This window comes from Corallococcus sp. CA041A (genome assembly GCF_003612075.1).
GTDB classification, from domain to species: domain Bacteria; phylum Myxococcota; class Myxococcia; order Myxococcales; family Myxococcaceae; genus Corallococcus; species Corallococcus exiguus.
On sequence record NZ_RAWF01000107.1, the window covers coordinates 1 to 16256 of the forward strand.

15 protein-coding genes are annotated in these 16256 nt (G+C 69.0%); 7 read left to right on the plus strand and 8 right to left on the minus strand.

Annotated elements, in window-relative coordinates; translation table 11 throughout:
• Positions 1-338 precede the first annotated feature (338 nt).
• Positions 339-1322, minus strand: coding sequence for a LysR substrate-binding domain-containing protein (locus D7V77_RS20120; protein ID WP_120577910.1), 984 nt, complete (start codon positions 1320-1322; stop codon positions 339-341).
• Between the two features lie 123 nt (positions 1323-1445).
• On the opposite strand from D7V77_RS20120, the gene D7V77_RS20125 reads away from it, so the two are divergent.
• The gene (locus tag D7V77_RS20125) at positions 1446-2360 is read left to right on the plus strand and encodes a DMT family transporter (protein ID WP_120577911.1); all 915 of its coding nucleotides are present in this window, start codon (positions 1446-1448) and stop codon (positions 2358-2360) included.
• Positions 2361-2364: 4 nt separating this feature from the next.
• Here the strand turns inward: D7V77_RS20125 and D7V77_RS20130 are convergent, their stop codons facing one another.
• Entirely contained in the window at positions 2365-3174 is an 810-nt protein-coding gene (locus D7V77_RS20130) for an SAM-dependent methyltransferase (protein ID WP_158624444.1), read from the minus strand.
• 68 nt (positions 3175-3242) lie between these two features.
• On the opposite strand from D7V77_RS20130, the gene D7V77_RS20135 reads away from it, so the two are divergent.
• Positions 3243-4619 (plus strand): HEAT repeat domain-containing protein, encoded by a 1377-nt coding sequence (locus D7V77_RS20135; protein ID WP_120577913.1) that lies wholly within the window; start codon positions 3243-3245, stop codon positions 4617-4619.
• Positions 4620-4627: 8 nt separating this feature from the next.
• Here D7V77_RS20135 and D7V77_RS20140 read toward each other — a convergent pair whose 3' ends face one another.
• On the minus strand, positions 4628-5155 hold the full coding sequence (locus D7V77_RS20140; protein WP_120577914.1) for an ureidoglycolate lyase: 528 nt from the start codon (positions 5153-5155) through the stop codon (positions 4628-4630).
• A gap of 343 nt (positions 5156-5498) precedes the next feature.
• On the opposite strand from D7V77_RS20140, the gene D7V77_RS20145 reads away from it, so the two are divergent.
• Together D7V77_RS20145 and D7V77_RS20150 are read left to right on the plus strand one after the other, a co-directional pair.
• Positions 5499-6719 (plus strand): MxcI protein, encoded by a 1221-nt coding sequence (locus tag D7V77_RS20145; protein ID WP_120577915.1) that lies wholly within the window; start codon positions 5499-5501, stop codon positions 6717-6719.
• A gap of 17 nt (positions 6720-6736) precedes the next feature.
• Positions 6737-7369, plus strand: coding sequence for an MXAN_6652 family MXYO-CTERM-anchored protein (locus tag D7V77_RS20150; protein ID WP_120577916.1), 633 nt, complete (start codon positions 6737-6739; stop codon positions 7367-7369).
• Between the two features lie 68 nt (positions 7370-7437).
• On the opposite strand, the gene D7V77_RS20155 is transcribed toward D7V77_RS20150, so the two are convergent.
• Positions 7438-9720, minus strand: a complete 2283-nt coding sequence (locus tag D7V77_RS20155; RefSeq protein ID WP_120577917.1) for a hypothetical protein — start codon at positions 9718-9720, stop codon at positions 7438-7440.
• Positions 9721-9805: 85 nt separating this feature from the next.
• Complete coding sequence (locus tag D7V77_RS20160) at positions 9806-10621, minus strand: hypothetical protein (RefSeq protein ID WP_120577918.1); 816 nt, start codon at positions 10619-10621, stop codon at positions 9806-9808.
• Positions 10622-10936: 315 nt separating this feature from the next.
• Between D7V77_RS20160 and D7V77_RS20165 the strand changes: the two genes are divergently transcribed.
• The gene (locus D7V77_RS20165; protein ID WP_120577919.1) at positions 10937-11800 is read left to right on the plus strand and encodes a caspase family protein; all 864 of its coding nucleotides are present in this window, start codon (positions 10937-10939) and stop codon (positions 11798-11800) included.
• Positions 11801-11816: 16 nt separating this feature from the next.
• On the opposite strand, the gene D7V77_RS20170 is transcribed toward D7V77_RS20165, so the two are convergent.
• Entirely contained in the window at positions 11817-12173 is a 357-nt protein-coding gene (locus D7V77_RS20170) for a GFA family protein (RefSeq protein WP_120577933.1), read from the minus strand.
• Between the two features lie 85 nt (positions 12174-12258).
• On the opposite strand from D7V77_RS20170, the gene D7V77_RS20175 reads away from it, so the two are divergent.
• Positions 12259-13914, plus strand: coding sequence for a hypothetical protein (locus D7V77_RS20175; RefSeq protein ID WP_120577920.1), 1656 nt, complete (start codon positions 12259-12261; stop codon positions 13912-13914).
• 56 nt (positions 13915-13970) lie between these two features.
• On the opposite strand, the gene D7V77_RS20180 is transcribed toward D7V77_RS20175, so the two are convergent.
• A complete protein-coding gene (locus D7V77_RS20180) occupies positions 13971-15653 on the minus strand; it encodes an invertase recombinase-like protein (protein ID WP_120577921.1) in 1683 nt (560 codons plus the stop codon).
• A 114-nt stretch (positions 15654-15767) separates the two neighbouring features.
• Entirely contained in the window at positions 15768-16058 is a 291-nt protein-coding gene (locus D7V77_RS20185; RefSeq protein WP_120577922.1) for a hypothetical protein, read from the minus strand.
• A 58-nt stretch (positions 16059-16116) separates the two neighbouring features.
• On the opposite strand from D7V77_RS20185, the gene D7V77_RS45545 reads away from it, so the two are divergent.
• A complete protein-coding gene (locus D7V77_RS45545; RefSeq protein WP_255424652.1) occupies positions 16117-16251 on the plus strand; it encodes a hypothetical protein in 135 nt (44 codons plus the stop codon).
• Positions 16252-16256: the final 5 nt, after the last annotated feature.

Below are 16256 nucleotides of genomic sequence, written 5' to 3' on the forward strand. Positions count from 1 at the left end.
TACAACGAGCACTGGTTGCTGGAGCGTCACCACTTCCTCTCGCCGAGTCAGGCCCGGCGGGAACTGATGCAGAAGCAAGCGGCCTGATTACGACCAACCTGGTGTCTCAACAATCCGGTGCGGTACAGTCATCTGCTCCGACCCAATGTGACACAGCACGTTGCAGTCGGGCAGCCAACAGTCGATGCACTGGGGCGGAATGGCAAGGGCAGCCGTGGGGGCCAGCGACACCACAGCGGAGAAAGCCAACAGCGACTTCACCAGAGTGCGCATGCGTGCTCCTCGTGAGGGAACGGCGCGGCCACTGTGAACCTGTTTCCCAGACAAGTAAATGCATGTCATTGGGAGGGTTTGTCATCACCCTGGGCTGAAGCATGTTGTTGGGAAACTTTCCTGCGTGACGGTGCAACGCCTTGCGTCGTGGGCGGCGGCACTGACGCGCTGTCGCGTTGTGCCAAGAGCCAGTCCACGAAGAGGCGCGCGGCCGGACGCAATCGCCGGTGCGCGGGGTACACCACGAAGTAGCTGGCGCGGGTGGGCACGATGGGCCCGGGCAGCCGGATGAGGCGGCCGTCCGCGAAGTAGGGCGTGGCGATCTTCTCGCGCGCCAGCGCCGCGCCCAGGCCCTGCACCGCGGCCATCAGCGCGCCGGTGGTGTCGCTGAAGCTGTAGCGCTCCTCGAACCTGGCCCCGCGCACGCCCGCCGAGCGGAACCAGTCCTGCCAGCCCTGACGGCTCAGGTCCGCGATGAGCGGGAGCTTCGCCACGTCCGCCGCGTCGCGCACGTGCTCGATGCCCGCGAGCCGCGCCGAGGCCACGGGGAACAGGGCGTCGTCCATGAGCGGCTGCGCGCTGAGGCCGGGCCAGGGCCCCTGGCCGTAGCGGATGCCCAGGTCCGGCCCGCCCTCGTCGAAGCGGGTGAGCGCCATCTCCGTGTCCACGTGGATCCGGATGCGCGGATGCCGCGTGGTGAACTCCGGCATGCGCGGCAGCAGCCACGCATAGGCCAGCGAATGCACCGTGGTGACGCGCACCACGGCGTCCTCGTCCCGCGAATGCTTGAGGCCCCCGAGCACGTGGTCCATGTCCGACAGGGCGTTGCTGGCGGCGTCCGCGAGCTGGCGCCCCTCGGCCGTCAGCGCCACGCCCCGGGCATGCCGTTGGAAGAGCGCGACGCCCAGGCGGTCCTCCAGCTTGCGGACGTGGTGGCTGACGGCGCTCGCGGTCAGGTGCAGCTCCTCCGCCGCGCGGGCGAAGTTCTGGTGGCGGGCGGCGGACTCGAAGGCCGCCAGGGCGGGGAGCAGGTCGGTGTGAAGGGGCATGGGGACGAGCCTCAAATCTGGCTCATGTCTGACACGGAAAGGATGCGCTTGTGAAGAAAGGGCCTCGGCGTGAAGAGAGGGCCAGACAGAAGTCAGATTCCTTCCTCGTACGAGGGGGCCGCCATGAGCGCATCCGTTCCCACCCATCCCCAGGCCGTGACTCCCACCTTCAACCGGGCGTGGCTCACGCCGCTGGAACTGGGCGGGTTGGCGGCCATCTGGGGCACGTCCTTCCTGTTCCTGCGCATCGCTGCGCCGGCCTTCGGCCCCATTCCCCTGGTGGCGCTGCGCCTGGTGCTGGGCGCGGCGGTGCTGATGCCCTTCCTCTGGCGCGCGCGCTCGGCCCTCCGTCCCGCGCTGTGGCCCCGGCTGGCGCTGGTGGGCGTCGTCAACGCGGCGGTGCCCTTCACGCTGTTCGCCTGGGCCGCGCGGCAGGCCCCCGTGGGCGTCGGGGCCATCACCAACAGCATGGCGGTGCTCTTCACGGCCCTGGTGGCGTTCCTCTTCTACGGCGAGCGCATCGGGGGCCGGCGCGCGGTGGCGCTGTTCGTGGGCTTCGCCGGGGTGGTGGTGCTGGCCAGCGGCAAGGCCGCGGGTACGAGCGTCGCCTGGGCCGCGGCGGCGGGGACCACGGGCGCGTTCCTCTATGGCATTGGCTCGAACCTGGTGCGCCGCCACTTCACCGGACTGCCAGCCGCCGCGGTCGCCGCCGCCACGCTGGCCTGCGGCGCGGTGCTGCTGCTGCCCTTCGCGGTGGCCACGTGGCCCACGGAGCCCATCGGCATGCGCCCCTGGCTGGCGGCGACGGCCCTGGGCGTCATCTGCACCGGCTTCGGGTACGCGGTGTTCTACCGCCTCATCCAGCGCATCGGTGCGCCGCGCGCCGCCGTCGTCACCTACCTGGTGCCGCTGTTCGCGCTGACCTGGGCCTGGCTGCTCCTGGGCGAGCCGGTGACGCCCACCATGTTGGCGGCGGGCACCCTCATCCTGGGGAGCGTGGCGCTGGGGCAGGCTCCCGCGGCGCCGAAGGCGAAGTGAGGCGTCAGCGCCGCTCGAACTTCCAGATGCGGTAGCCGTCGCGAACCGGCTGCATGAACCGCCGGACGAGGAACGCCGGGACGCGCTTCCCGGCCAGCTCCAGCGCGCGCTGGGGCACGGAGGTGGAGGACGCGGCCGTGTAGCCCGCCTCCAGGAAGAGGGACTCCGGCGTGTCCGTCATGTCCTGGAAGGGCGCGCCCATGCTGGCGAGCACCGCGTGAATGTCGGCGCTGTACTCGCGCTGGAAGCTTTCGCGCATCAGGTCGCAGTACACGGCGTGGTGGGGGAACACCTGCTGGAGCACCGCGAGCATGTCCCGGCGCTGCGCGGTGGACAGGTACATGAGCACGCCCTCGATGATGACGTGCGTGCGCCGTGAGTCCTGGTAGGGCTCCAGCTTCCGGGCGAGTGACTCCGTCCCGAAGTCGATGGGGAGCCGCTCGAGCGGATTCTTCGCCTCCGTCACCGGCAGCTTCGCGTCCTTGAGCGTGAGGATGGCGGGCTCGTCCACCTCCAGCCACCGGCCTCCACGCAGTCGGTAGGCCCGCGTGTCGAAGCCCGCGCCCAGCACCACCACCCGCGCGTCGGGAGCGCGGTCCAGCTCCTCCTGCACCAGCGCGTCGATGATCCGGTGCCTCGCGGCGTTGCTCGCGTTGGGCCGGTCGAAGGACTGGAATCGTGTCCAGATCCGCCGCGCCTCGTCATCCATGAAGCGGGCCGCGAAGGTGTCATTGCACAGCGGCCGCGGCTTGCGCGCGTCCTCCGCCCGGCAGGCCAGGGTGTAGTACGCGGTCTTCGAGATGGCGTTGGCCATGGTTGGGGCTCCTTGAAACCTGCGCGCAGCTTGCATGAGATACGCGCTTTCTCGAAAGGTTGGTCCAGATGCGATTCGTGATGGCGCTGGGTGTGGTCGCGTTGGGTGCGGGCTGTGCGCATGCTCCAAAGCCGGCGGACCCGGCGGCGCGAGCGCAGCAGCTCTCGGCGGAAGCAGAGCAGGCCTATGAGGCGCTGGACTTCGAGCGGTGCGCGGAGCGCTTCCGCGCCTCCGGAGAAGCGAGCGGGGAGGGGCCGGACCGCGCGGACTCCCTCTATCGCGCGGCGGGGTGTGCCTCGCTCGCGGGCCACACGGACGCGGCCGTGGAGGTGCTGAAGCAGGCGGTCCAGGGTGGCTACTTCGACGCGGATCACCTCGAATACAACCCGGAGCTGGCGGCGCTGCACACGCTGCCCGCGTGGAGCGGCATCGTGGCGGAGGCCCGCGCCAACCTGTCGAAGGCGCCCGAACCTCCGTTCCCTGTGATGACGCTCATGGGGGTGGATGCGTTCGGTTCGCGGAAGGTGGACCGCGAGGCGGTTCAGCGCGTGATGGGGCTGGAGTTGGGCAAGCCCATCGTGCACAGCGCCGCCGTCTTCAAGCAGAAGGAGGCCGCGCTGCGCGAGCAGTACGGCCTCGCCTACGCCCACGTGGGCATGTCCATCTACTTCGCCGATGAGCGCAAGGGCACCGCCTATGTGGTGATGGACATGGTGGACGCCGAGGACGCAGCCCGGCTGCGCTTCCTGCCCGAACCCAAGGGCCACCCCGCCGATCCAGAAGGGCTGGTCGCCCGGTGGGACGCGTACAAGGAGCGCCTGAACATGCTCCAGATGATGGGCAAGCTCGCCGAGGACTCCAGCTGCAAGGTGGCGCACTGCATTGGTGGGTTCGGCCATCCGGACCTCGCGGCCTACGAACCGGAGTTCCTCGCGAAGGTGCCCCAGCAGATGGACGCGCTGAGCGCCGTCCTGCGCGAGGAATCGGACCCGGGGAAGCGAGGCGCGGCCGCGTCCCTGATGGCCTACGCGCCTACGGCCGAGGAGACCGTGAAGCGGCTGGAGCCCTTCATTCGGGATCCGGACTACGGGGTGCGCAACAACGTGCTGCGCGTGCTGACGGCCACGCAGGAGGCCGCGACGAAGCCGCTGCTGGACGTGGCTACGGTGGCGGACGCGGTGGCGCTGCCAAACTCGAGCGACCGCAACAAGGCGACCTATCTGCTGACCTACCTTCTGGCGGACCTGCCGCCGGAGGCCCTGAAGGCACAGCGGGCCGGACTGCTCCGCCAACTGGGGGAGCGGCTGGTGGAGATGTCCGCGCTCCAGATACCCATCAACAGCGAGCCTGCGGTCCTGGTACTGAAGCAGCTCTCCGGTGAGCAGTACGAGACCGCCGAGGAGTGGCGCGCTTGGCTCGCGCGTCAGCCGAAGACGGAAAGGTAGGGGACTGCTCAGTCCCCGACGACGACGGAGACGGGCGTGGAGAACTGCCGCACGATGCAGTCCTCCGCGCGCCCGTCCTCCCACGCCAGCATCGCGAACTCGGCCGGTTCATCGAGCGCGATGATGGGGTGGTGCCACACGCCCTGGTGGTAGTTCACGCCCTGGCCGGGGCCGCAGACGAACGCCACGAGCCCGTCCAGGTCGGGCCCGCCCGAAGGCGCGGTCGGCGCGACGCACACCAGGAAGCGCGAGCAGCGCATGGGCAGGAACGCCTGGCTGGACTGGGGATGGTGTTCCAGCAGCTTCACGGTGAAGGGAAGCGGCTGCGGCACGGAGCGGAACACCGCGAGGTTGGGCTTCGCACCCGGCCGGCCGTTCTCCAGCCGCGCCGACCAGTCGAAGCGCACAGCGGTGCCCTGGTTCGCCGAAGCGCCGCTCTTGAGCCCGGCGGACACGACGTCGCCAAAGGGCGCGAAGCCCTCCTGCGTCAGGGGCAGGGCGACGATGGAGCGGAGCGGGGCGGAAGCGTCCTTCATGAGAGGACTATAGGAGCGAGTGCCAGGACCGGCGTATCGGGCTCGACTTCCAGCTCCCCACCGGCGAGTCCCCCGGCAGCGCGAGCCGCCTCGCCATGGCGCACGACACGGACTGGGACGTCACCTACGGCGAAGAGCTCCGCCTCGGCGGCGCCTGATTCCGAAGGGCTCCCACCCCACCCCCGGTAGTCCTGATTCAAGGAGAACACGTCTCTTTCTTGACATCACGCGTCTAGACCTCTAGAGGGGATGAAAATGAGAATGCCTATCATTTTCATGTCCGGGCCCCCGTCCCGGCTGAAAGGGCAGGCGCTCATCCCCCCACTCCAAGAGGCCACTGCCGATGAAGCATCTGTTTGCCTTGCGTTCCTTGCGACTCTCCACCGCGGCGATCGCCCTGACCCTGTTCGCGGGCTGCGGCGACGACGAAGAGGAAGGAACGGACACGGACGGTCCGCTGTACGCCATCACCACCCAGATGCTCGCGGAGGATCCCTCCGACAGCTACGTCCTGGTGACGCCGGACGCGGAGAAGGCCGCGTCGCTGTCGCTGGACGGCGCCATCAAGATTTCCGGCCGCGCGCTGGGCGTGGGCATCCCCAAGACGGGCTCCGTCTACGTGGTGAGCGACGAGAGCGCCACGGTGACCCGCTACAAGCTCAACAGCGCCGGCAAGCTGGAGGCCTCGGGCACCGTGAGCTTCAGCGCCCAGGGTGTGACGTCGCTGGGCGAGTACCAGGCCAACTTCCAGTTCGTCTCGGAGACGAAGGCGTACTTCTTCGACGGTAACGCCGCGAAGATCGTCATCTGGAACCCCACGGCGATGACCGTGACGGACACCCGCTCGCTGGACGCCCTGGTCCTCCCGGACACGGTCATGGCGTTCTCCGGCGCGGTCGTGCAGACCGGTGGGCAGATCATCATGCCCGTGGGCTGGAGGCCGGTGGAGGGCAGCAGCGTCACGAAGAAGGCGGGCGTGGTCTCCATCGACACGGCGACGGACGCCGTCACGCTCGCGACGGACGACCGCTGCGGCTACACGCACGACGCCGCGCTCGGCACCGACGGCAAGGTCTACATCGCGACGGAGGCGTACGGCGCGGCGTCGCGCCGGGTGGTGGGCGCGGACTCGCCGGAGCCCTGCCTGCTCCGGTTCGATCCCACGACGCGGGACTTCGACAAGACCTTCTACCGCTCGCTGGCGGAGCTGGTGGGCGGTGGCACCGCGGGCGCGCTCATCCCGAGCCACACGCCGGGAACGGCGTACGTGCGCGTGCTCGATGAGAGCATCACTCCGGTGTCGGAGGGTTCGCATCCGCGCACGCTCGCGAGCGGCACCGGCTGGCAGTGGTGGGAGCTGAACCTGGCCACGCTGACCGCGACGCGGAAGGCCGACTTCCCGTCCACCTCCGGCAGCGTCTTCCTCTTCGAGTCGGAGAACCAGACGCTCTACACCGAGTTCGGGGCCGGCGCCTCGTCCACCACCTTCCGGGTGCTGGGCGACAACGGCAAGGCCACGGTGAAGACGCCGGGCCTGTCCTTCTCCTTCCTCCAGCTGCGCTAATCCCAGGACCCAAGACCATGAACAGCAATTCGATGCGCCACGCGGGCGTGTTTGTCATTGCGCTGTTGGGGGCGGCGTCCGCCTTCGCCACCAGCACGGGCATCAGCGGCAATTCCGGCAAGGACACGGCGACCTGCAACACGTGCCACAAGGGCGGTGAGGCCCCCACCGTGGAGTTCGAGGGCCCCTCGACGCTGGAGAAGGGCGCCACCGGCCAGTACACCCTCATCATCCGGGGCGGGACCGCGAAGACGGGCGGCGCGGGCATCGCCGTGGACGACGCGGGGGCCAGCCTCGTGGCCGGCACCGGGCTGAAGAAGCTGGGCAGTGAGCTGTCCCACTCCGCGCCCCAGCCCTTCACGGGCACGGAGCTGCGCTTCAACTTCTCGCTCGTCGCGCCCGCCACGGACGTGACCCTCAACCTCTTCGGCGCGGGCAATTCGGCGAACGCGGACCAGAAGAGCGACGGCGACCGCGCGGCGGCCACGAAGCTGAGCATCAAGGTGGGCAACGGCACGCCGGTAGTGCAAGAGCCGGGTGGCGACGAAGACGAGGGCGGGGGCTGCGCCGCCGCGAGCAGCGCTCCGTTCTGGGCGCTCGCGCTGGCGGGCCTGCCGCTGGCGGTGATCCGCCGTCGCCGCCAGAGCTGAAGCACCCCCGGTCGTCTTGAAGTATCGGGCCCCTTTCTCGCATGCGTGGGAAGGGGCCTTCTTTTGCGTCAGTCCGTGAAGGAACCGGGCTCCTTGCTGAACCCCGCCTTCGCATGGTGCGCCAGCCGCTCCGAGCGCGAGGCGTGCTCCAGCGCGGCGATGATGGCCTTCTCCGCGTCCGGCCCCCATTCCTTCACCTTGGCGGGGTCCACGCCCTTGTCCTTCACGTACTTCTCCAGCGCGGCGGCGGCGACCTTTCCGCCCGACCCGGCGTTGACCGCCAGGTCGGTCATGATGGCATTGCCGTACTCGCTGGTGACGACGTCCTTGAGCTTCAGCTTCGCGCTCTTGGGATGGCCCTCCGCGTCCTTGCCCGTCACGGACACCGGCCTGTCGCGGGTGCCGGAGATCTTCCCCTCGTTGGCGAACTTGATTTGAGCCTGCTGCATGGCCGGGTCGGCGCCCGCGGCCATGAAGATGGCGGACAGCTTCACGTCGGTGCGGATGGCCTCGGCCGCGGCGACGCCCTTGAGCACCGTGCCGTCCGGCCGGGTGAGCACCACGCCCTCCTTGCCAATGTCGATGCCGAACTTGCCGAAGCTCTTCTCGTACTGGGCCGGGTCGGTCGTCTTCAGGTCCCGCATGAACTCGGCGAGCGTGCCATTGCCATTCTTACCGAGCGTCCACTGGGTGAAGCCCCACGACACGCGCCCGATGTCCCAGGTGTTCACCTTGCTGAAGGTGCCCTCCAGGCCGGAGATGGACCCGAGGACCTTCTGCCGGTCCTCGCTGATGCCGCTCTTCTCCAACTGGGACGTGACCTGCGCGGCCGAGTCCCCGGAGACGGCGCCGCCATCCACCGCGTTCCACGAATTCGTGTAGGCCGTCTCGCGGCCATCCCGCATGCGCACGGTCGTCCCATTCACGGTGACGTCCGAGCGGGTCTGCTTGACGCCGACCATGGGCGCGTACGCGTCGACCCGAGCGAGCAGCCCGTCCTTCACGGTCTTCATCCGGGCCTGCGCGTCGGTGACCTTCGCCTTCGCCGCGTCGAGCGCCGTCTTCTGGGACTGCCGGAACGTCTCCGCTTCGGCGGGGGCCTTGGGAACCTTCGCCTTCTTCTGCTTCGCCTCCAGCCCGGCGAGCGCGCGTTCGGAGACCTTCACCGCCGCCTTGGCATCGCGGAGGGCGGGATTGTCGCCAATGTTCTTCCTGAGCCACTCCTTGACCTTCTCGCCCTCGGCCTTGACGGTCTCCTGCGCGGCCTTGAGCTTCTCCTGCGCGGCCTTCTTCGCGGGCTCGGTGGTGGCCGCGTTGACGGCGGCCTCCGCCTTGTTGCGCGCCTCCACCGCCTTCTTCAACGGGGCGTAGGCCTTCGCCTTGGGGGGCTTCAGGGTCGCGACGTTGCGGGGGATGAGGTCGTTGAGCTCGACGGCGTTGCCGCGCTGGAGGGTGCCCTCGTCCTTGGCCGTCACCTGGATGGCGTCGAGGTTCTTCTGGATGTCGCTGACGGACGCGGCGGCGACCTTCGTGGTCGCGGCGGCCTTGGTGGAGGCCTGCACTGGCGCGGATTGAGCGGCCGGTGCTTGGGGCTGGAGCGCAGTGAGCGCGCGCTTCAGGTCCGCGCCCTCGAGCTCCAGGTGGAGCGCGTCTTCCAGAGGGGTACTGGTCAGCTTCTCGTACTTCTCCGCCACCTGCTTGAGCTGGGATGCATCCAGTCCCTCCAGGACCTCGAAGACGGCGGCCTCGTCGGTGCCCCAGATGTCATCCATCGCCGTCTTGAGCTTCGCCGCGGCGGTGTCCACGGCGCTGGTGGGGGCCGAGCGCTTCGTGGCCCCCGCGGACGCGGACATCGGGTTGAAGGAGAAGCCCTGATGGGAAGGGGGCCGCCCTCGAATCTGATCCGCCAGGCGCTTGAGCGTCGCGCCGGAAGCGCCGCCCGCCACGGCCTTGAGGAGGAAGGTGCGCTCCGCGTCCGCGTCGGAGCGGGGCGAGGCCTTGGTGCTGACCCCCGCCTTCGACAGCAGGCTCGACAGCTCCTTCTGTTGCGCGGGGCTGAGTCCGCCCACCGCCGAGGCGATCGCGCCCGCGTCGGCGGGGGGCAGGCCGCTCGAAAGCGCCTTCAACAGGGCCTGCCGCGTGGGGCCCTCCGGAAGCGCGGAGAGCTGCTGCTCCGTCTTCCGCTGTGCTGGAGACTTCGCGCCCGCGGAGACCGCGGCGGCCATGGACGAAGTGGCGCTGGAGGGGCGCGAGGGCGCCACGGTCGCGGCGGAGCGCGCCTGCGTGACAGGCGTGTCCACACTCGCGACGCGCGTCGCCTTGGGGCCAGGGGAGCCGGTAATCTTGACCATGCGGCCCCGAGCCTAATGCACTGTCAACGTGTCTGATATCCGGCCGCCGGACAGGGGAGGGCCCTGTCCGGCGCGTCAAAGCCGGTTACTTCGCGGTGACGGTGGACTCGCCCAGGATGTTGAAGGTGCTGGCGGCGGCCTTCACGTCGATGGAGGAGAAGCCGGTGTACGGATAGTGGCCGTCGCCGATGTCCTCGACGATCTCCAGGAAGTCGCCGCTGATGCGCTTGCCATCCACATCCAGCGTGAAGGCGTCACCGGTGCCGCGGAAGGTCCAGCTGCAGGCGCCCGGGGCGACGCGGCCGTACATGCTGCTCCCCATGCCGTGGTTCTTGAAGCCGAAGTCGTACCGCGTGAGCCCGATGTGGATCTGGTACCACACCGAGCCGACGCCGTAATCGGGCTCGAAGTAGTGCGAGTTCATCAGCATGTTGCCGCGCCACAGGTTGACGGTGAAGGGCGAACCGCCCGACCGGCCCGTGAACGAGGGCCGCAGGGTCACCTGATCGCGGTCCTTGCCCGGCTGGACGCTGATGGTGCTGACCACCTGGTCGCCGTCACGCGCGGCGAGCGTGAAGCCCTGGCCCGCGGCGCCCACGCCACCCAGCTCCGTCTTCAGCACCCAGTCGACGGCGCGAGGGAACTCGCTGGAGAAGCCGTCCGTCTTCACGTTGGTCAGGTTGGACACGGCGATGCTCTTGCCGGTCTTCGTGAGCGTCGCGCGGCCCGTCGCGCAGTTCTTGATGCCCTCGAAGCCTTCGATACAGGTCCGCTCGGCCTTCGCTTCCTGCGTGGCGAGCGAGTCACCCGTGCTCGTGGTGGGCTCTTCACCCTGGCAGCCCGCGGCCGTGACACTCAGGAGCGCGGCCGTCAGCAGGCGGCCCGTCAGCTTCATCATCATGGAGAGATCTCTCGTAGGTGGGGGATGACTGCGTGCCGGTTCCGGTAAAAGCCCGGCGCGGGTCGTTCATGCACTCACCGAGCCACCCGTCGACCCGGTGGCTCCTCCTCTGGGCAGGGCGCCGTGAGGCCAGTCCGCGTGGCGTGTCAGGTCACAGCCGGACGCGCTGAGTAACCCGTCGTGTCACACGGGAGCGGAGGGAGCGAGCCCCGGGTTCCCGGTCGGGACAGGGCCGGAAGGACGCGGCGCGCCCCGCCCCCTCCCTGCCATCCCGGCCGTCCGTCTCCACCGTGAGTGAAGGAGGCAAAGACTGTCATGGCGCAGGGATATTCCATCAACATCGGTTTGAACGCGGTGGATCCGAAGCACTACGCGGGCTGGGATGGCCAGCTGCAGGCGTGCGAAGCGGACGCCGAGGACATGGTCAGCATCGCGAAGGCGCAGGAGTTCAGCCGCGTCCGCCCCTTCCTCACGAAGGACGCCACGCGCGCGAAGGTGCTGGCGGAGGTGGGCGAGGCGGCGTCGGTGCTCCAGGCAGGGGACCTGTTGCTGTTCACCTATTCGGGGCACGGCGGTCAGCTCCCCGACATGAACGGGGATGAGGACGACGGGCTGGATGAGACGTGGTGTCTGTATGACGGGGAGCTCGTCGACGACGAGATCTACCAGGCGATGGGGAAGCTCAAGGCGGGCGTGCGGGTCTTCATGCTCTCCGACAGCTGCCACAGCGGTTCGGTGAGCAGCGTGGCCTATGCGGCCCTGCGCTCCAGCGGCAGCCTGCAGCTGCTGGCGGATTCGTTGCGGAGCACGGAGCCCACGGAGCGGCGCTTCAAGGAGATGCCCCTGGGCATCGAGCAGCGCACGTACCGCGACAACAAGGCGATGTACGACGCCATCCTGAAGGGGCTGCCCAAGGAGGACCCGAGGCTGACGCTCAAGGCCACGGTGCTGCTCATCTCCGGCTGCCAGGACAACCAGCTCTCCAGCGACGGCGTCCACAACGGCCTCTTCACGGCCAACCTGCTGCGCGTGTGGAACGGGGGGAAGTTCAAGGCCAGCTACCCGACCTTCCACCGCCGCATCCTGGGCCTCATGCCGCCCATCCAGTCACCGGCGTACTCCGTCATCGGAGTCCCCAGCCGCGAGTTCGAGCGGCAGATGCCATTCCACGTCAGCTGACGCACGGCGGTGGGTCTCAGTCGATGTAGTGCTCGGTGACGGCACCATCGAGGTGCCGCACGCGAACCTTCGCGAGGAGCTCGAGCGGCATGCGCCGGGCGTTGACGCCCATCCGGTCGCGGGCGGGGTCGAGCGAAGCCCAGTGCGAGACACAGCCGCAGTGCGCGCAGCGGTGGAAGGCGATCTTCTCCTCGCCCCACTGGTACGTGTCCTGGGCCGCTACTTCCGCTCGAATGTGGACCTGGCGGGGCGCGTAGTACGACCACAGCACGCCGTAGCGGCGGCAGATGGAGCAATTGCAGTCGGTGACAGTAGTCGGCTCGGACTCCACCTCGAGTGAGGCGCGACCGCAGTGACAGGTGGAGAGAATCATCACGGCCCGAACGTACTGTGAACAGTGCAAGCACACCAACCCCTGGGCTGTCAGCACCGGGCAGGGGTGGCGTATGATTCCTCTCATGAGAGGCCTGATCGTCCTGCTGTGTTCGTGCTGGTGGCTCAGCGCGATTCCCGCTCACGCGGAAGCACCGGCGCCCGCCGACATCGAGCGCAAGCTTCGAACGTTGCTCACACGCTGCCTCGCGGGGACCGATGAGTGCCAGGAGTTCGACTTCCGGGTCCCAGCTGAAACGGAGGACATGCAGCAGGTGGCCAGGAGCGTGAAGGGGCTCATCGACGAGCTTGGCGAGCACGGCGGCGCGGAGGTGCTTCCACTTCTCTGGCAACTGGATGCACGAGGCTCCTTCGACGCGATGCAGGCCCGCGAGGTCATCCAGACGCGGTCGATGCTCCGGGCCCTCGCCACGCGGTCCTGCGCTCCCCCTTCCAACGAAGAGATCGCCGCGGAACGAGCCGGCCTGGGCCACTTCGCGGTCCTCCGTGCCCAGGGTGGGAAGCTCGTCGCCGTGCGGCCTACGCCGGAGGAACTCGAGGACCTCTCATACTTTCTTGTCGCGGTCCGTGAGGCAGGCCCGCCGGTGGGGGAGACTCAGGAGCCCGGTGGTGACTGGCGCAAGCCGGCGCAGGCCAATGCGTCGCTCGACGCTGCCGATGCGGAGCTGCGGTCCGCCCGCCTCCGAGGCGACATCCGGGGCATGGACACCGCCGCACGGCGCTACCTGGTGCTCCTGGGCTATCCCGCTCCCCTGAAGGCGTCCGAAGAGAACGCCTACGGCTGGCACGGTTCCCGCTATGCATCGGTGATGCGGGAGTGGGCCGCGGTGCAGGAGGACCTTGGCGCGTTCAGTGAGGCCGCGGCCCTCTATCGCCGCACCAGTCCCGTCGATGGCGCCTGCGGGACGGGATGGGAAATCACGCTGAACGAACAGATCCTCGGCGTCATCCGGACCACCGAACAGCACGCGGGCTGCCGTGGCATCGTCGCCGAGCGGCTCCTGGACGTCGGAGACCGGTACTGGGGAGACCTGGCCGCGTCGCCACCCTATGGGCCGACGCGGCTGCGCGAAGCAGGCTTCGACGTGGCGCGGCTCTACCGGGGCGCCCTGGTGACACGTCACCGGGATATCCCGCCGGAGGAGTTGAAGCGGGTGCTCTCCGCGGCTCCGGAGCCCTTGCGAACGGACGCCCTCCGGCGGCTCCAGCAGCGCGGACCGGAGGCGTGGGAGAAGCGCGTGCTGGCGCTGGAGGGCTTCGCGGATGTCGGGCAGCGTGACGCGCTGGATCCGCTGGCCGCCCTGGCCTTGGACTCCCTGGGGGAGACGCAGCACCGTGCGGTCGCCGCGCTCGGCATTCTCACGGAGCGGCCCCGGTCAGACCCCTGTTCAAAGAACCATGTCCTGGGCGGCGGATCCGGCGAAAGGCGCCCCATCCGCATGCTGGGGGATCAGTGCGCAACGGCGCTGAACCCGCAGGAGCGGGATGCCATGGCGACACGACTCCTGCCGCTCCTCAAGGCGAAGGATGGGCAGACCCGCGAGGTGACGGCGAAAGCGCTGGGCCAGCTCGGCTCGCCGTTGGCTGCTCCCCAGTTGCGGAAGCTGTCCAAGGATCCGTACACGCAAGGTGGCTACTTCTCCGAGGACCACACCCGGACGTATCCGCGCTACCCCGTTCGGGAAGCCGCGGCTGATGCCCTGAGTCAGCTCAAGCCGTAGCCCTGGGAGCGATGAGGCTCCACGCCCCATCGCTCCCGTCATCTCAGCGACGATTCCTAGTCCTTCGTGCAGACGACGTCGTCGACCTGGAGGTGGTCGCGGTCGGCGACGCTGCGGCTCGGATAGAAGAACAGGCGCCAGTCGCGCACGTTGCCGGTGAAGCGGAAGAACACCGGCTGCCACTCGTCGCTGTCCACGGTGACGAAGTCCGTCTGCGGGCTCCAGCCGCCGCTCGAGTAGCTGCGGTGGCGGATGCTGCCGTGGCCGCGCACCCGGTACGAGCAGGAGTAGTTGCCCACCGGCACGTTGAACTTCTCGGTGGTGAAGCGCTCCGCGACCTGGATGGGCACCACGAACTGCAGCGCCGCCGAGCCGCCGTGCACCGCGCTCGTGTAGCGCGCGAGGCGCGAGGGCTTGATCTCCGTGCCCGGGTCCGTGATGCCGTTGTCCAGCCCGTACCAGGAGTCCGGGACGTAGTTGTTCCCGTAGTAGGGGATGGCGCGGGTGCTCCAGTTCTCGAAGCCGCCGTTGCGGATGATGTTCGCGGAGTGCTCGGCCGCGACGCAGCGGCGGGTGGCCGGGTCGCAGGCGGGCAGGGCGCCGCGGCAGTCATACGTCGTGAAGCAGGCGCCTTCGGCCAGCTCGCACACGCCCGTGCTGGGGTTGCAGCTCGTCGCAGGGTTGCTGCACGTGACGCCGGCGCAGGGGTCGCCCTCGATGCAGAGGTGCGAGGCGGTGTCGCAGACGGGCGTCTCCGGGGTCCCCGCGCAATCCGCGTGGCGGGTGCAGCGGTCCTCGGCGGTCACGCAGGTGTGGGTCGCGTCGCAGGACTGCCACTCGCTGCAGTTCGTGGTGTCGTCGCAGCGGCCGGAGAGCGGCTTGCAGGTCACGGTGGTGTTGTCGCAACGCGCCCAGGCCTCGCAGCTGACTGAATCGCACGGCTCGGGGGCCCGCACACAGCGGACGTCGTCGATGAGCAGGTGATCGCCGCTGGTGTTCCGGACGCTGAAGATGAGCTCGAAGGTGTCGAAGACGGAGCTGGCCAGGTTGAAGTTGTAGCTCACCTGGGTCCACGACCGGGAGTCGACGGAGGTGTAGGAGGAGTAGCTGGAGTAGTCGGTGCCGAACCAGGCGTTGCGGACGTCACCGGTCCCCCGCGCCTGGTAGGTGCAGGAGTAGCGGCCCGCGGCCATGGACTTCGCCACGGTGGTGAAGCGCCTGTGGGTGGCCGAGGTGTTGATCAGCTGGGCCGCGTTCACGCCCTCGAAGGGCTGCGTCGTGACCTTCCGCACCACTTCTTCGATGTTCGTCGTGCTCCCGGACCACCGCGCCGGAAGCGCACCGGACCACTCCTCGAAGCCACCGTTGTCGATGACGTTCACCTCGGTGGGCCCGCCCGCGTCCGGATTCCCGGAGCCCGCGTCGGTCGGCTCGGTGCCGGCGTCAGGCGTCTCGGTGCCCGAGTCCGGGGTCTCCGAACCCGCGTCAGGCGTCTCCGTGCCCGAGTCAGGCGTTTCAGTGCCGGAGTCCGGCGTCTCGGTGCCGGCGTCAGGCGTCTCGGTGCCGGAGTCCGGCGTCTCGGTGCCGGAGTCCGGCAGCGGATTGCCCGAGTCGGGCGTCTCGGTGCCCGAGTCGGGCCGGGTCTGCCCGGCGTCGGGCGCCTCCGGAGAATCCGAATCACCGCCGCACGCGACGGCCAACACCAACAGCGAAGTCAGGCACACTCGAAACAACTTCAACGCAGCCTCCGGTTTCAGAACTGGATCTTTCGTACCACACTGTACCGGAGAGCAACCTCCCCAGGGGCCGGTGGCGCGTTTCTTCCTCCGGAATGGGCCGCGGACTGGCGGGCCTCAGCGGCTTCCGGACGGAGCCCGCCGCTTCGCGCGAGCGCGGATGGGCGCGAGCACGAAGGAGAGGCTCATCAGTTGCTCGCGACCGGGCGCCCTTGGCTGGCTGGTGAGCTCGCAGAGGCGCTCGATGAGTCTGTTGACCTCCTCGACGTCCCTGGCGCTCAGCCAGCCCTTGTTGCGAGCGGTCCAGAGTTCGCGTCGTGGACCGTCGAGGGCCACGTCCTCCAACTTCAGCGCCTGCTCGAAGTCGCGCGTCGCGACGCGCAGGAGGCCCCGGGCAAATCCGCCCACGGCCCCGAGATTGCCAGCTCGTCCCGCGCGGTAGGCCAGCCGGAGCGGTGCATGGTTCGTGCTGGTCCGTCCCTCGGGCGCGAGGGAGCAGCTGCTGCTGCGGCCCGAGGTGGTGCTCGACGACGATCCACTGCACCCGCGCGCCGCCGTGGATGTCTTGTTGTCGCGGCCCGTGGGCTCGCACCTTCCCTGAGGTTG

Bases quoted from the DNA above. Each gene is read 5' to 3' on its own strand.
- D7V77_RS20120 (WP_120577910.1), bottom strand. From the start codon at position 1,322: ATGCCCCTTCACACCGACCTGCTCCCCGCCCTGGCGGCCTTCGAGTCC.
- D7V77_RS20125 (WP_120577911.1), top strand. From the start codon at position 1,446: ATGAGCGCATCCGTTCCCACCCATCCCCAGGCCGTGACTCCCACCTTC.
- D7V77_RS20130 (WP_158624444.1), bottom strand. From the start codon at position 3,174: ATGGCCAACGCCATCTCGAAGACCGCGTACTACACCCTGGCCTGCCGG.
- D7V77_RS20135 (WP_120577913.1), top strand. From the start codon at position 3,243: ATGCGATTCGTGATGGCGCTGGGTGTGGTCGCGTTGGGTGCGGGCTGT.
- D7V77_RS20140 (WP_120577914.1), bottom strand. From the start codon at position 5,155: ATGAAGGACGCTTCCGCCCCGCTCCGCTCCATCGTCGCCCTGCCCCTG.
- D7V77_RS20145 (WP_120577915.1), top strand. From the start codon at position 5,499: ATGAAGCATCTGTTTGCCTTGCGTTCCTTGCGACTCTCCACCGCGGCG.
- D7V77_RS20150 (WP_120577916.1), top strand. From the start codon at position 6,737: ATGAACAGCAATTCGATGCGCCACGCGGGCGTGTTTGTCATTGCGCTG.
- D7V77_RS20155 (WP_120577917.1), bottom strand. From the start codon at position 9,720: ATGGTCAAGATTACCGGCTCCCCTGGCCCCAAGGCGACGCGCGTCGCG.
- D7V77_RS20160 (WP_120577918.1), bottom strand. From the start codon at position 10,621: ATGATGATGAAGCTGACGGGCCGCCTGCTGACGGCCGCGCTCCTGAGT.
- D7V77_RS20165 (WP_120577919.1), top strand. From the start codon at position 10,937: ATGGCGCAGGGATATTCCATCAACATCGGTTTGAACGCGGTGGATCCG.
- D7V77_RS20170 (WP_120577933.1), bottom strand. From the start codon at position 12,173: ATGATTCTCTCCACCTGTCACTGCGGTCGCGCCTCACTCGAGGTGGAG.
- D7V77_RS20175 (WP_120577920.1), top strand. From the start codon at position 12,259: ATGAGAGGCCTGATCGTCCTGCTGTGTTCGTGCTGGTGGCTCAGCGCG.